Origin of the sequence: Humitalea sp. 24SJ18S-53 (genome assembly GCF_050632385.1) — a bacterium.
Lineage (GTDB): Bacteria > Pseudomonadota > Alphaproteobacteria > Acetobacterales > Acetobacteraceae > Humitalea.
Genome location: NZ_CP192599.1, coordinates 2,669,406 through 2,683,278 on the forward strand (window position 1 = coordinate 2,669,406; position 13,873 = coordinate 2,683,278).

14 protein-coding genes are annotated in these 13,873 nt (G+C 69.3%); 3 read left to right on the forward strand and 11 right to left on the reverse strand.

The genetic code is table 11. From position 1 onward, the window contains the following. Positions 1–54 precede the first annotated feature (54 nt). On the forward strand, positions 55–948 hold the full coding sequence (locus ACQW02_RS12845) for a LysR family transcriptional regulator (protein WP_431285631.1): 894 nt from the start codon (positions 55–57) through the stop codon (positions 946–948). A 122-nt stretch (positions 949–1,070) separates the two neighbouring features. Here ACQW02_RS12845 and ACQW02_RS12850 read toward each other — a convergent pair whose 3' ends face one another. The 6 genes from ACQW02_RS12850 to iolG form a co-directional block, all read right to left on the reverse strand. Next, positions 1,071–2,105 (reverse strand): ABC transporter ATP-binding protein, encoded by a 1,035-nt coding sequence (locus ACQW02_RS12850; protein ID WP_431285632.1) that lies wholly within the window; start codon positions 2,103–2,105, stop codon positions 1,071–1,073. Between the two features lie 5 nt (positions 2,106–2,110). Further along, positions 2,111–4,276 carry an ABC transporter permease gene (locus ACQW02_RS12855; protein ID WP_431285633.1) on the reverse strand — a complete coding sequence of 722 codons (2,166 nt, stop codon included), beginning with the start codon at positions 4,274–4,276 and terminating at the stop codon, positions 2,111–2,113. Positions 4,277–4,325: 49 nt separating this feature from the next. Next, positions 4,326–5,354, reverse strand: a complete 1,029-nt coding sequence (locus tag ACQW02_RS12860) for an ABC transporter substrate-binding protein (RefSeq protein ID WP_431285634.1) — start codon at positions 5,352–5,354, stop codon at positions 4,326–4,328. Positions 5,355–5,435: 81 nt separating this feature from the next. Further along, positions 5,436–6,209, reverse strand: a complete 774-nt coding sequence (locus ACQW02_RS12865; protein WP_431285635.1) for an inositol monophosphatase family protein — start codon at positions 6,207–6,209, stop codon at positions 5,436–5,438. Then, positions 6,206–6,967 carry an SDR family oxidoreductase gene (locus ACQW02_RS12870; protein WP_431285636.1) on the reverse strand — a complete coding sequence of 254 codons (762 nt, stop codon included), beginning with the start codon at positions 6,965–6,967 and terminating at the stop codon, positions 6,206–6,208. Before ACQW02_RS12870 ends, ACQW02_RS12865 begins: the two co-directional genes overlap by 4 nt. Beyond that, complete coding sequence (gene iolG / locus ACQW02_RS12875; protein ID WP_431285637.1) at positions 6,964–7,953, reverse strand: inositol 2-dehydrogenase; 990 nt, start codon at positions 7,951–7,953, stop codon at positions 6,964–6,966. The genes ACQW02_RS12870 and iolG overlap by 4 nt, the downstream gene beginning before the upstream one ends. 79 nt (positions 7,954–8,032) lie before the next feature. On the opposite strand from iolG, the gene iolD reads away from it, so the two are divergent. Beyond that, a complete protein-coding gene (gene iolD, locus ACQW02_RS12880; RefSeq protein ID WP_431285638.1) occupies positions 8,033–9,790 on the forward strand; it encodes a 3D-(3,5/4)-trihydroxycyclohexane-1,2-dione acylhydrolase (decyclizing) in 1,758 nt (585 codons plus the stop codon). Then, positions 9,787–10,671 carry a myo-inosose-2 dehydratase gene (gene iolE, locus ACQW02_RS12885; RefSeq protein ID WP_431285639.1) on the forward strand — a complete coding sequence of 295 codons (885 nt, stop codon included), beginning with the start codon at positions 9,787–9,789 and terminating at the stop codon, positions 10,669–10,671. The genes iolD and iolE overlap by 4 nt, the downstream gene beginning before the upstream one ends. A gap of 166 nt (positions 10,672–10,837) precedes the next feature. On the opposite strand, the gene ACQW02_RS12890 is transcribed toward iolE, so the two are convergent. From ACQW02_RS12890 to ACQW02_RS12910, 5 genes are read right to left on the reverse strand one after another with little or no spacing between them, the layout of a single operon-like run. Further along, the gene (locus ACQW02_RS12890) at positions 10,838–11,446 is read right to left on the reverse strand and encodes a hypothetical protein (protein WP_431285640.1); all 609 of its coding nucleotides are present in this window, start codon (positions 11,444–11,446) and stop codon (positions 10,838–10,840) included. Continuing rightward, positions 11,443–11,760 carry a hypothetical protein gene (locus tag ACQW02_RS12895; protein WP_431285641.1) on the reverse strand — a complete coding sequence of 106 codons (318 nt, stop codon included), beginning with the start codon at positions 11,758–11,760 and terminating at the stop codon, positions 11,443–11,445. The genes ACQW02_RS12890 and ACQW02_RS12895 overlap by 4 nt, the downstream gene beginning before the upstream one ends. Beyond that, positions 11,757–12,371 carry a hypothetical protein gene (locus tag ACQW02_RS12900; RefSeq protein WP_431285642.1) on the reverse strand — a complete coding sequence of 205 codons (615 nt, stop codon included), beginning with the start codon at positions 12,369–12,371 and terminating at the stop codon, positions 11,757–11,759. The genes ACQW02_RS12895 and ACQW02_RS12900 overlap by 4 nt, the downstream gene beginning before the upstream one ends. A 51-nt stretch (positions 12,372–12,422) precedes the next feature. Next, entirely contained in the window at positions 12,423–13,430 is a 1,008-nt protein-coding gene (locus tag ACQW02_RS12905) for a DUF1190 domain-containing protein (protein WP_431285643.1), read from the reverse strand. Positions 13,431–13,439: 9 nt separating this feature from the next. Continuing rightward, positions 13,440–13,865: a DUF350 domain-containing protein gene (locus tag ACQW02_RS12910; RefSeq protein WP_431285644.1), complete on the reverse strand. Its 426-nt coding sequence runs from the start codon at positions 13,863–13,865 to the stop codon at positions 13,440–13,442. Positions 13,866–13,873 lie beyond the last annotated feature (8 nt).

Below are 13,873 nucleotides of genomic sequence, written 5' to 3' on the forward strand. Positions count from 1 at the left end.
CTCTGGCGGCCATAGCCCAGGGGCTATAGCCTCGCCCTCATGCTGCATGCCTCCATGCGCCGGATCGAAGTCTTCGTGGCCGTGGCGGAAGCCGGTGGCTTTTCGGCCGCGGCTGACCGCCTCGGCATTTCGCAGCCCTCCGTCAGCGCGCATGTGCAGGCGCTGGAGCGGGAGTTGGGCGGCGAACCGCTGCTGGAACGGCACAGCGGTCGCCCACCACGGTTGACCGAGACGGGAACGATGTTTCTCGAGCAGGCCAAGATCCTACTGCATCAAGCCCAGGCCGTCGCGGCTGGGGCCCGGCAGCACCGCCACGACGCCGCGCGGCGGGTCGTCCTCGCCTGCCAGCCGCATATCACGAACTTCGTCCTGCCCCGGGTATTGGCCGGCTTCGTGCGCGACTCAGGCGGGATCGAACTGGTCATCCGCAGCGGCGCGTCCGAGACCGTCCCGGAGCGCATTCGCAACGGCACGGCGGATATCGGCTGCATGCTGGGCACGCCCGATCTGGAACGCCTGCATTGCCGTCGCCTTGGGACGGAGCCCTATATCCTCGTGGCCGCGCCGGGCCATCCCCTCGCGGGACGGCAGCATATTCCGCCGAGCGAACTGGAGGCCCACGACTTCGTCTGCGGCCCGCGCACCGCCCTGCTGACGCGGGAGATGGCGCGGGGCGCTGCGGAAATCGGGATCGCGCGGATGAAGGTCGTGGCGCGCGCGACGGAGTACAACATGCGCCGCGCGCTGGTGCAGGCCGGCGTCGGCCTGCTCTGGACCCCGCAGAGTTCAGCCGGGCCGGATGTGAGGGACGGCCATCTGGTGGCGCTGAACCTCGACGCGCCCCCGGTGCTTGTCCCGATTAACCTTGTCTGGTGTACGGGGCGGGAGATATCGAGACCGGCGATGGCACTGACCGACTACCTGACCCGGCATGTACCAAAACGCTAGGCCATTTTCTGTTGGCCAAGGTTCAGGTCCAATGGTCCATCTGGCGTGAGCCACGGGGTTCCGGCCCCGCTGTTCCCCAAGTGCCGTCCAGGCGGCAGGCCGCGACTTGCCGCGGCGACCGCTCAATCCCGCAGCGGGATGACACGTTCCAGCACGCAGGACACCGTATCCCCCGCCGCGAACGCCGGCGCCGCGGCTGGCGTGACCATGAACAACTCGCCGGCAGGCGTGGCCACTTCGTATTCCCGGGTGTGGCCGAGGAAGGCCGCGCGCAGGATCCGGCCCGGCAGGCCGGCGTTGCCCGGCGGCAGCGGCAGGATCGATTCCGGCCGCACCGCCAGTTGCGCGGGTCCGGCCGGATGATCGCGCATCAAGGTCGTGAGCGTAACGCCACCCAGCGCGATGCGACCCGGGCCCAGGACCTCCCCCTGCAGCACATTCGCCTCCCCCATGAAGTCGGCGATGAAGGCGTCCGCCGGGTCGTCATACAGTTCGGTCGGCGTACCCATCTGCGCGATCCTGCCCGCGCGCATGACACAGACCAGATCGGAAACCGCGAGCGCTTCCTGCTGATCATGCGTCACATAGATCACGGACAGGCCGAGTTTACGCTGCAGGTCACGAATGTCTTCCCGCACGCGGCGCCGCAACCGGGCATCGAGGTTGGACAGCGGCTCGTCGAACAGCAGCACTTTTGGGCGCAGCACCAGCGCACGTGCCACCGCGACGCGCTGCTGCTGGCCGCCCGACAGTTCCGAGGGCAGCCTGTCGCCAAGACCATCCAGGCCCAGCGTCTTCAGCATGGCACTCGATTCCGCTTCGGCCGAGGCTTTGCGCGCGCCGTTCACGAGTAGGCCGTAGGACACGTTCTCCAGCACATTCATATGGGGGAAGAGCGCGTAGGATTGGAACACCATCGCGATGCGGCGTTCGGCGGCGGCCAAGGCGGTGACGTCACGCCCCTCGATCTCGATGCGCCCGCCGGTTGGCAGTTCAAGCCCGGCGATCAGCCGCAAGGTCGTGGTCTTGCCGCAGCCGGACGGACCCAGCAGCGTGACGAGGGCACCGTGCGGCAGGGCGAAGGACACGGCGTCCACCGCCCGCACAGGACCAAAGGTTTTTGTTACATCCTCAAACAGGATGGATGCGTCGGTCATATGGGTCAGGCTCCGGCCGGCATGACGGGTGCGACCGTGCGGCGGCCGATCTGCGCGCGGCCGACCAACCGCTCGATCCCCAGCACCACGGCCAGCATGATGACGATCAGCACCGTGGAATAGGCGATGGCCAGCGCCATCTCGCCAGCCTCAACCCGGCCAACGATATACACCGTAGCCAGGTTGTGCTGCGCCGAGACCAGGAAGATCACGGCGGAGACGGCCGTCATCGCATGCACGAAGGAGAACGCCAGCGAGGCGACGATGGCCGGCCGCATCAGCGGCAGCACCACGCGCCGCAAGGTGGAAACCGCGCTGCCACCCATGGTGGCCGAGGCCTCGTCGAGCGATTTGTCGATCTGCGCCAGCGCCGCCAACCCGCCGCGCACGCCGACCGGCAGGTTACGGAAGACGAAACAGATGATGAGGATCAGCAAGGTGCCGGTCAGTTCCACCGGGGGGACGTTGAAGGCCATGATGTAGGACACGCCGACCACCGTGCCGGGAATGGCGAAGGACAGCATGGTCATGAACTCCAGCACCCCGCGGCCGCGGAACCGTTGCCGCGCGATCAGCCAGGCGAGCAGCACGCCGAGGCCGGCGGTGAGCGGTGCGGCCAGCGCCGCGACCTCGACCGTGGTAAACAGGCTATCCCAGGCGCTGCCGCGGAAGGCGGGCAGCGGCAGCCACTCAACCTCGAAGGCCGTGCCGAAGTGCCGCCAGGTGAAGGACATGTCGCCGCGGCCGATGTCGCGCACGAAGCCGCCGACGAGAATGATGCCGTAGACCGCGGCGGTGAAAGCCATCCACGGCCATACGACAACCGAGCAGGCGAGTTTCAATCCGCGCGGCAGCGCGGAGGGCACGCCCCCATCGCCCTTGCCGGTGACGGTGGTGTAGCGCCGCTTGCCCAGCCACAACGCCTGCAGGGCGAAAGCGCCGAAGGTGAGGCCGAGCAGCAGCAGCGCCAAGGCCGCCGCGCGGCCAGGGTCATGCCTCGCACCAGCAATCGCGAAGAAGATGCGCGTGGACAGCACGTCGAAATCGCCGCCGAGCACCAGCGGATTGCCGAAATCGGCCAGGCTTTCGACGAATCCGAGCAGGAAGGCCGCCGCCAGCGCGGGCTTCAGCAGGGGCCAGGTGACATTGCGGAACACCCGCATGCGGCGCGCGCCCATGGTGGCCGCGGCTTCCTCCAGGCTCGGGGAGATGGCGCGCAGGGCGCCGTCCAGCAGGATGAAGGCGATGGGCGCCTGGGCCAGGATCTGCGCCAGTAGCACGCCAGGCAGGCCGTAGATCCATCGGCTGCGTGGGATCTCAAACCAAGCCCACATCCAGCCGGTCACCAGGCCAGTGCGGCCAAACAATACGATCAGCGCGAGCGACACGACGAAGGGCGGCGTGATCAGCGGCAAGATCGTCATGGCACGAAACAGGCCCGACGCAGGCACCGCCCCACGCACCGCCAGCAGCGCGAAGCCAAGCCCCAGCAAGGTCGAGATCACCCCCGTGAGCGAGGCCAGCAGCAACGTGTTCCAGACCACGCCGCAACCCTGGCCGCTGGCAAGGCAGGTGAGCGACCAGGCCTCGGGCGCTGCCAGCCTTGCGACGAAGGCGGCCGGCGCAAAGTGGCCATCCTGGTAGAATGCGGCCGCGAGCATGGTGGCGAGCGGGGCGAAGACGAACAACGCCAGCAGGAAGGCGCTGCCGCAGACCAGGAAGGCGACGAAAGCATCCGCCCCGAAGCCGCCGCGTGCCGCAAGGCCCGCCGAAACCAGGGCCACACCACCCGCCAACACCAGCAACGCCCCCCAGCCGAGCGCCGGCTGCGGCGGCGGCACACCCAGCCATGGCCCGAGGCTGGGCCATTCCAGCCCGTTCAGCCCGATTGCCTGGCCCATCACGAACACCCAGACGACAATTGCGCCGCCACAGCAGGCCAGCAATCCGCCGGGCGCCCGGCCACGCAGGACGGGAACGCCGGCCAGGACAAGCAGGATCGGCACCGGCCCCAGCCACCAGCGCGTGCCATCTAGCAGCAGGCGGACAAGGGGCGCCGCTTCGCCGCCAGGCCAGGCAGCCCAGCCGCCTTCAAGCCCGTGCCAGGGGACGAGGAGGACACCCAGCGCGGCAAGGACCAGCGCCGCGCGCGCGAGCAGAAGGGCGCTCACCCTCCAACCCGGTCACGCTGCCCTCTCCGCCGGTGCAGGGAGGGGATGCTCATCGGCCGGATGCGCGGACCTCGCGTTCCCAGCGGGTGAGCACTCGCGTGCGCTCCTCGGCCGAACCCCAGCGCGCGAAGTCGTAGTCGATCAGGCGGATGTCCTCGAAACGCGGTGCCTGCGGTGGGATCGGCGCGGCGCGATTCGATGGCAGTTGGAAGGACTGCGCCTGGCCACCCAGCGCCTGCGCTTCGGGCGAGAGGGCCCAGTCGTAGAAGCGCCGTGCATTGTCCAGGTTGCGGGCGCCACGGATGATCGACATCGAGCCGATCTCGTAGCCGGTGCCCTCGCAGGGTGCCACGATCTCGAGCGGCGCGCCGGCGACCTTCTGGGTCACCGCGTCGTGCAGGAAGGTGATGCCGACCAGCGTCTCACCGGTCGCCGCCGCGCGCGCGGGGGCGGCGCCGCTGCGGGTGTATTGGTTCACATTGCGGTGCAGCGCGCGGAGATAGGTGAATGCCGGCTCCTCACCCATCACCTGCAGCAGGGTCGCCAGCAAGGTATAGGCGGTGCCGCTGGTATTCGGGTCCGCGACCTGGATCTCGCCGCGGAAGTCCGGCCGCACCAGGTCCGCCCAACAGCGCGGCGCGGCGATACGGCGGCGTGCCAGTTCCGGGGCGTTGTAGGAATAGCCGAGCGCGCCGGCGTAGATGCCGATGGTCCGGAACCGCGCCTGTTCCGCCTGCCGCGTCGCCCAGTCGTGCAGCTCCGTCATGCGGGGGGAGCGGTATTCCAGGGTGAGGTTCTCCTCCGCCGCCTGCATATGCGGATCGCCGGTCCCGCCCCACCAGACATCCCCGCGCGGGTTGGTCGCCTCGGCGCGGATCTGCGTCATGGTCTCGCCACTGCTTTTTCGGGTCATGGCGACCCTTATGCCGGTGGTGCGTTCGAAGGTTTGGGCCATCGGGCGGCACCATTCCTCCTGCACCGAGCAATAGACCGTCAGGCTGCCCTGGGCCCGCCCGGCCGCCGGCAGAAGCACCAGCGCCAGCGCGCCGGCGAGGACGAAATGGCGAGTGATCGTCATGGCGTGATCCTCCTCTGGCCAGCGTCTTGGGGCGCGGTCCAGCGTTGTGCCACATCAGTTAAGGCCTATGCGGCGTGCGTCTCAAGCATTCAGTAACGCCGCCAGCATGCCGCCCAGGGCGGGGGCGCCGACACCGACCGGATTGCCCCGCGCCAACCAGTTTCCGCTGTCGAAGCCATTCGTCCAGCACCCCGCCTCGCGCGCGATGGCAATGGCGGCGCAGGCGTCCCAGGCGTTGATGTGGCGTTCCAGGTAGCCGTCGAGCCGGCCGATCGCGCATTCCACAAGGCCCAGCGCACCCGACCCGCCAACGCGCAACCCCGCCCCCAACGCCATGCATTGTTCCGCCATCCGGTGGAACTCCGCGATCGGAACGCGCAGCGACCAGCCGATTTCGATGATGGCGCGGGTCACTTCGGTCGTCGGGGCGGCGCGGATCGGCGCCCCGTTCATGGTGGCCCCGCAGCCCTCTGCACCGGCAAAAACCTCGGCGGGCGAATGGCGGGCGATGGCGCCGAGCACGGCGCGGCCGTGCTGCGCCATGCCGATGGAGACGCACCAGCGATCCCCGTCGCGGGAGAAGTTCGAGGTTCCGTCGATGGGATCGAGGATCCAGACCGGATCGTCGTCCATGGCGATGCCGCCCATCTCCTCCCCGATCACCGCCTCTCCGGGGAAGTGCTTGGCCAGTTGGTCGCGGATGAAGTGCTCGGTCAGCCCATCCGCATCGGTGAGGAAGTCCTGCGCGCCCTTGAAACTGGCAACGCCGCGGCCGTCCTGGCGGAGGGCATGGGCCAGGCTCGCGGCGTCCCGCGCGATGCCCGCGGCGATGTCGCATCGCTGCCGAAAGATCATGCGTAGGCCCCCATCACGTTCTGGTCGAAGTCGATGAGCGAGCCGGTCATCATCTCCGCGGCGTCGGATAGCAGGTAGTTGGCCAGCACCGCGACATCGGCGGGGCGGATCAGGCGCCCGAAGGGTTGTGCCGGTTCCGCGGCCTGCAGCCAGTCCGGCGGTTTGCCGTCGCGGGCCTGGATGGCGTGTTCGCCTGGCGTATCCGCCCAGCCGAGATTGATCCCATTGACCCGGATGCGGTGCCCGCGCAGGCCGAAGGCGGTATTCTTCGTCAGCGTCGCCAGGGCGCCCTTCGACGCCGCATAGCCGGTCAGGAAGGGCTGGCCGCCGTGGCTCGACATGGTGATGATATTGACGATGGACCCCGGCCGCTGCGACGCAACCAGGCGACGCGCCACGGCCTGGATCAGCAGGAAGGGTGCACGCGCGTTGACCGCGAACAACCGGTCCCAAAGTGCCAAGGATGTATCGAGGATCGTGCCGCGATCGGTCAGGCCGGCGGCGTTCACCAGCCCGTCGATAAGGCCGATGGCGCCTTCCGCCTGCGCCACGATGCCGGCGGTCGCCTCCGCATCCGTCAGGTCGGCGATGACGAAGTGTCCGCCGATCGCGCTGGCGACGGCGGCGGCCCGGGCGGGATCGCGCCCGGTGATGCAGACGGATGCGCCGCAGGCGGCGGCATGGCGCGCGATGCCCTCACCGATGCCCTGCGTGCCGCCGGTCACCAGGATGCGGCGCCCTGTCAGGGACCGGGTCATGGGAGGCGCACCGCCCTGCCCTCGCGCATCGATCGCTCGGCGGCATCGGCCAGGATCAGCGCGCGTTGCCCATCCTCGGCACCCACGGGCATCGGTGCGCCCGCTTCGACGGCATCGATGAAGGCCGCGAGTTCGATGCGATAGGCAGCGGCGTAGCGTTCCAGGAAGAAGTGCAGCGGCTTCTCCGTCACCACGCCGGTCGCATCGGCCTGCTCGACCGTGCTGGCGATGCGGTTGCCGGCGATCAGCCTGCCGCCGCTGCCATGCACTTCCACGCGCTGGTCGTAGCCATAGGACGCACGCCGGCTGTTGTTGATCGTCGCCATGCGTCCGGAGGCGGTCTTCAGAAGCACCATGGCGCTGTCGATGTCGCCGGCGGCACCAATGACGGGATCGACCAGGTTCGCGCCCATGGCGAAGACCTCGACCGGTTCCTCGCCAAGCATCCAGCGTGCCATGTCGAAATCATGGATCGTCATGTCACGGAACAGCCCGCCCGAGACCTTGATGTAGTCCACCGGCGGCGGCCCGGGGTCGCGGCTGGTGATCACAACCTGCTCCACCGCGCCGATGGCACCTTCGCCGACGCGGCGATGCAGCACGACGAAATCCGGATCGAAGCGGCGGTTGAAGCCCACCATCATCGGCACGCCCGCCTCGGCGACCGCGGCCAGGCATTCGCTGACGCGGGACAGCGACAGGTCGATGGGTTTTTCGCAGAAGATCGCCTTGCCGGCGCGCGCCGCCGCGACCGCCAGCCCCGCATGCGTGTCGGTCGAACTCGCGATAAGCACAGCCTGCACCGCGGGATCGGCCAGCGCGACGGACACATCGCTGACCGAGGCACTGAAGCGCACCGCCAGTGCCGCGGCCGACGGGGCATGCACATCCACCACGTGCCGCAGCGTTGCGCGACCGCTGGCGGCCAGGTTCGCTGCGTGGATGGCGCCGATGCGGCCGGCGCCGAAGAGTGCGAACTGCAACATGGTCTCGCCTTGTCACAACTGTCATCAAGACGTAACATTGATCGCGCCAAAGGCACAGCGCAACACGGACGTCGAAAGAATGGGGATCCAACGCCTCACCGCCGCCGAGGCCATGCTGCGTTTCCTTGCCGCGCAGTGGATTGAGATCGACGGTCGGCCCGTGCCGATCTTCGGCGGTGTCTGGGCGATCTTCGGCCACGGCAACGTCGCCGGGTTGGGCCCGGCCTTGCAGGCGATGGGACCGGCCCTGCCGACCTTTCGCGCGCATAACGAACAGGCGATGGCGCATGCCGCCATCGCGTTTGCAAAGACGCATGCGCGCCGTCGCATGATGGCCTGCACCACCTCGATCGGGCCGGGTGCCACCAACATGGTCACCGCGGCCGCCCTGGCGCATGTCAACCGCCTGCCGGTGCTGTTGGTGCCCGGCGATGTCTTCGCCTCACGCCGGGCGGACCCGGTGCTGCAACAGGTTGAGCACTTCGGCGATCCGAATATCACGGCGAATGACTGCTTCCGACCGGTGGCGCGCTATTTCGACCGCATCCTGCGTCCGGAACAATTGCTGACGGCGCTGCCGGCGGCGATGCGTGTCCTGACCGATCCCGCGGACTGCGGCCCTGCCGTGATCGCCTTTCCGCAGGATGTGCAGCCGGAGAGCGCCGACTGGCCGAGCCAGTTCTTCGATCGGCGCATCCATCGCATTCGCGCCCCTGAACCCGACGCAGAGGAATTGCGCGAGGCCGCAGCGATACTGGCCGCAGCGAAACGCCCGCTGATCATTGCCGGGGGCGGCGTGAAATATGCGCTGGGGGAATCCACACTTAATGATTTCGTCAGCCGCCACGGCATCCCCGTCGCGGAGACCCAGGCCGGCAAGGGATCGCTGCCCTGGGACCACCCGCGCAATGCCGGCGCCATTGGCGTCACCGGCAGCGAGGCCGCCAATACCCTTGCCCGCACCGCCGATGTCATCCTGGCCGTCGGAACCAGGCTGCAGGATTTCACCACCGCCAGCCAGACGCTGTTTCCGAAGGCGCGCCTGCTGGGATTGAACGTGAACGCTTTCGACGCCCAAAAACTGGGCGCGCGGTCCTTGGTCGCCGACGCGAAGCGCGGCCTCGTGGCACTGACCGCGGCGCTTGCCGGCTGGGCCGCACCGCAGGCCTGGCTGGCGAAGGCCGGCAACGCGACGGCGCGCTGGCACCGCACCGTCGATCGCGTGACGACGCCGCGCAACGCCCCCCTCCCCTCGGATGCCGAGGTGCTCGGCATGGTCAATCGCGCCATGCCGCCGGGAGGGATCGTCGTCTGCGCCGCTGGCGGGCTGCCGGGGGAATTGCACAAGCTTTGGCGGGCGACCGACGCCACGTCCTACCACGTCGAATACGGCTACTCCTGCATGGGGTATGAGATCGCCGGTGGACTCGGCGCCAAGCTCGCCATGCCGGGGCGGGAGGTTGTCGTGCTGGTGGGCGACGGCAGCTACCTGATGATGAACAGCGAGATCGCCACCTCGGTTGCGCTCGACGCCAAGCTCACCATCATCGTGCTGGACAATCGCGGTTTTGGCTGCATCGCGCGGCTGCAAAGCGGCATCGGTGGCGCGCCGTTCAACAACCTGTTGCCGGAGACCGCGCCACGCGTGGATTTCGCGGCCCATGCCCGATCGCTGGGCGCGATTGCGACGAAGGTGGACAGCCTGGCCGGGCTGGAGGCTGCCCTGCCCCAGGCGCTCGCCGACATCCGCACCAGCGTCCTCGTCATCGACACCGACCCTGCCTTTGCCACCGCCGAGGGCGGTGCCTGGTGGGATGTACCCAAGGCAGCGTCATGAGACTTGCGATCAATCCACTGACCTGGACCAACGACGACATGCCCGAGCTCGGCGCGGACACGCCGCTGGAGACCTGCCTGGCGGAGGCGAAGCTGGCGGGTTTCGATGGCGTCGAACTGGGGAACAAGTTTCCCCGCAGCGCGGCGTTGCTGCGGCCGATCCTGGAAGCGCATGGGCTTGCGCTGGCCTCCGGCTGGTATGGCTCCAACCTCCTGCAACGCGATGTCGATGCCGAGATGGCGGCGGCGGAGCCGCATATCGCCTTGCTGACGGCGCTGGGCTGCAAGGTCATGGTGCATTGCGACGTTGCCGGCAGCATCCACGGCGACCGATCAATGCCGCTGTCGCGCCGTCCCATCCTGACCGAGGATGCGTGGCGCATCCTGCTGCCCCGCCTGTCGGAAATGGGCCGGCGCCTCGCTGATCGTGGCCTGACGCTCGCCTACCACCACCATATGGGAACCGTCATTCAATCCGGCGCCGAGATCGACCGCCTGATGGCGGAAACCGGGCCGGAGGTCGGGCTGTTGCTCGATACCGGCCACCTGACCTTCGCCGGCGGAGATCCGGTTCGTGCGGCCGGTGACCATGCCGCCCGTATCGTGCACGTCCATTGCAAGGATATCCGCGATACGGTGCTGCGTGATGTCATGCGCCGCGACCTACCGTTTCTTGCATGCGTGCTTGCCGGCACCTTCACCGTGCCGGGCGACGGCTGTGTCGATTACCCGGCTGTGCTGAAGCCGATCGCCGCCGCGGGCTATGCCGGCTGGCTTGTCGTGGAGGCCGAGCAAGACCCGGCCTTGGCGCATCCGCTGACCTACGCGCGCATGGGGCACGACAATCTTGCGCGCCTGGCCGCGGCGGCCTTCAGCCATTGACGACGGGACCAACCGCCTGGCCATGACGTTTATTCCGCCCCTCATGACCTGACCTGACCTGCACTGCCGCGCCGCGTTCCAGCACCACCGGATCCCAACGATCCGGGGTTGCCGATCTACGTTTCCACCGCCACGGGGGGCGGCGGCGCGCGAGGCTCCCCCCGGTTCAGCGCCGGCGGCCCCTCTCCCCGCCCCACCCTGCGCGCTGGATCCGCCGGCGTATCACCTCCACGGTCAGCCCTTCGGGGTTTCCAAGCCTCCCGGTCATGTCCAGGAAGTGCCTCGCCTGTAGCGCGATGCCGGCGGGGCTACCGCCACCCAGGCTGAAGACCCCGTGCAGCAGGATTGGCGGAGCGCCGCCATCCACCGGCTCAAGCACCATGGCCGAATTGCCGAGGGTGTTGCGCAGCCGCTCGTCCAGCGCGGTCTGCCCGCTACCAATCGCGTCATGTGCGGAGAGGTCGACCATGGCGACGACGTGATAGCGACCCGCCACGACCGCCCCGCCCGCGCGCCCAGGCAGCGCTTCCGGATTGCCGAATGCCTGAGCGTTATCCAGATGCGGCGCCCAGGCCGCGGCCACGGGGCCAAAAATCACGACGCCACCGCGTTCGAGCCATAGGCTCGGTGTTTCCGTGCCCGGCTCGGCCTTCAGCACGAGCCGCGTGTCCGACGCACGCACCTCATCCCCGCCCCCCCTCGCCCGGCGCAGATTGCGTCGCGCCAGGACAAGCAGGATCGCGGCGCCCAGCAGGAAAACTGTTGCCAGGATCATCGTGCTGCCGACGGCGGCTTGCCGCCCGTCGCCTTGGGCTGCACCGGCACGGATGGCGCCGTGCGCAGCCGCTCCGCTGCCTCGATCTGGAGTGTCAGGGCCGTCCCGGGCCGCGCGCCGGCCGTGGGCGCCCAATAGCGTGGCGGCAAGGGCGGGGTTTCGGGCATCGCCGCCGCGCGTGCGGCAGCCTCGACGAAGGCGCGGTCGATTTCGGCGCTGTCCCAGCGCGCGACGGCGAACATGATCCCGCCGATCAGGACAAGCGCGGCCGCAGCAAGCAGGTACAGGCGGGCACGGGCAATCAGGGGGTTCATGGCAGGCCTCCCGCCGGTCGTGCGAACCGCCTCGCCGCATCCTCCGCCGCCTGGACGGCGGCCGGCCCACCCGCGGCAAGCCCTGCGACGAGTTGCGGCAGATCCCGCGCGAGCGCAGCCCGCGCGGCGGCATCGGCTGCGCCATTCCAGGCCGCGACCGCGGCCTGGGCCAGGCGGGCGGCGGCCGCTTTCTCGCGCGCCGGCATCGCCGACGCCGTGCGGAGGTGTTCGCCGAGCAGCGCCGGCGTCGCCCCGGTCGCGCGGAGCAGTTCGCCAATCAGCACCGGCACCACGGCGACCTGCAGGGCGAGGCGCGTCGCTTCGGGCAGCGTCGTGGCGGCGGGCGGTTGCCAGGCCTGCTTCGGCGCACCGCTGCCCAGCAGCCATGTGTCGACACGGCGACCGCCGTCGCCGCCGAACAGCGCGGCGGTTGCACCCAGCGCCGGCGGAATGAAAACGAAGGCCAGCCAGAAGACGACGCCATGGGGCGGCAACAGCAGGCCCAGGAGCAGATAGGCGAAGCCGGCACCGACGAGCGCGAAGACCACGCGGCGCTGGGTATTGGTCAGCAGCGTCTCCGGCTGCGCCGATGGCCGATCCCCGCTGCGCATCGTCCCCTGCGCCCTTGCCTTGCGACGGGCGGCCTTGGCGCCAGCCATCGCTCAGCCCCCCGAAGAATAGGCGCGGCCGGTCGAGCCGAACCCCGCGCGTGAGATGTCCGAACCCGGCCCGGATGCGGTGCTGCCGCTGTAGCTACCCATCCGGCTCGCCTGGCCGAGCGAACGGCTGCCGCCGTCCCAGGCGATCAGCGGACCGGCGCCGACGGCCGGACGATAGGCGGCGGTCGGCTGGCGGTCCGCAGTCCAGGTCCAGCCCTGGTAGCGCGGGCCGATGCCGCCGCCGTAGCTGCGGTACCAGAAGGCATTGTAGCTGCTCCAGCCGCGAGGGGTTGTGCTCGTCGACTGGTTGGCCGCCACCACGGCCAGCGCGGCAGCGGGAAGCTCCACCTCCATGCACTGGGACCAAGTGGCGCGGCAGGAGGCCTCGGTGGTGAAGCGCGTCGGCAGCGGCAGGTCGGAACGTTCGCAGGACTGCCATTCCGCGCCGCAGGTCGCCGCATCCGGATAGACGGGCGCGAGGCGGAAATAGGCGAGGCTGAGGTTGAGCGGTACTTGCGCGGTCGCCGTGTGGTCGATCGTCGTGACCGTACGAGGTTGCGCCTGCATCGCGACGCCGGTGCCGGACGTGCCGGCGGGTTCGGGCAGCGCCCAGGCCTGGCCGTCGCGGTCGCGCACCACCGGCTGCACCACGCCACTCCCTCCCGGCACACGCGACCAGCCGACCAGGGCCGGGCGCCAGCTTGGCCCCGTGGCGGCGAGCGTCTCACCCTCACAGGCGTTGCGGCCGAACAACGTCTCGCAGGCGGCGACGGTGGCGAAGCGCGGGCGCGTCTCGGCCTGTTCGCGCGCGATGACCTGCTCCAGGCGGTCGCAGTTGGCTGGATCCTCGTCGAGCCGGCGATGCGCGGCACGGCAGGCATCGAGCCGCGCTTCCGCGGCCCCTGGCAGGTCGCTGGGCGGGGTCTCCTCACATGCCGCCACGCCGAGGCCGAGGGTCACCAGCGCCGCTGCGCGGACGGTGTGTGAACGGCGACGGCTGGGCGACGTCATCGGCCGGGGTCAGCCCGCCATGACGGCATTGTTGAGGATGCCGGCGCCGACCTGCATGAAGGCGATGAATACCGCGCCGCCGCCGACCTTGTCGGTATCGATCTCCTCCTTCAGGCGACCTTCCAGCAATGTCGTCAGGATCAGGTGGACCACGAGCTGCACCGCCACCGCCACGACGCACCAGATGATCTGGTCGAGCGGCCCGGCCGCTGTGCGCGCCACCGCCGCGATCGGCAGCACCATGCCAAGCGCCTTGCCGCCGAAGGCAAGCGCGCAGGGCAGGTTGCCGGCGCGCAGCAGCTTCAGTTCCGAATGCGGCGTGATCAGCGAGACGATGACGAGGCCCGCCACCCAGAACACCGCGCCGAGCGAGAAGGCGACGATGAAGCTCAGGAAGGTGGAGGGGAAAACGCTCAGAACCTCGGCAGCAGACATACGATGCG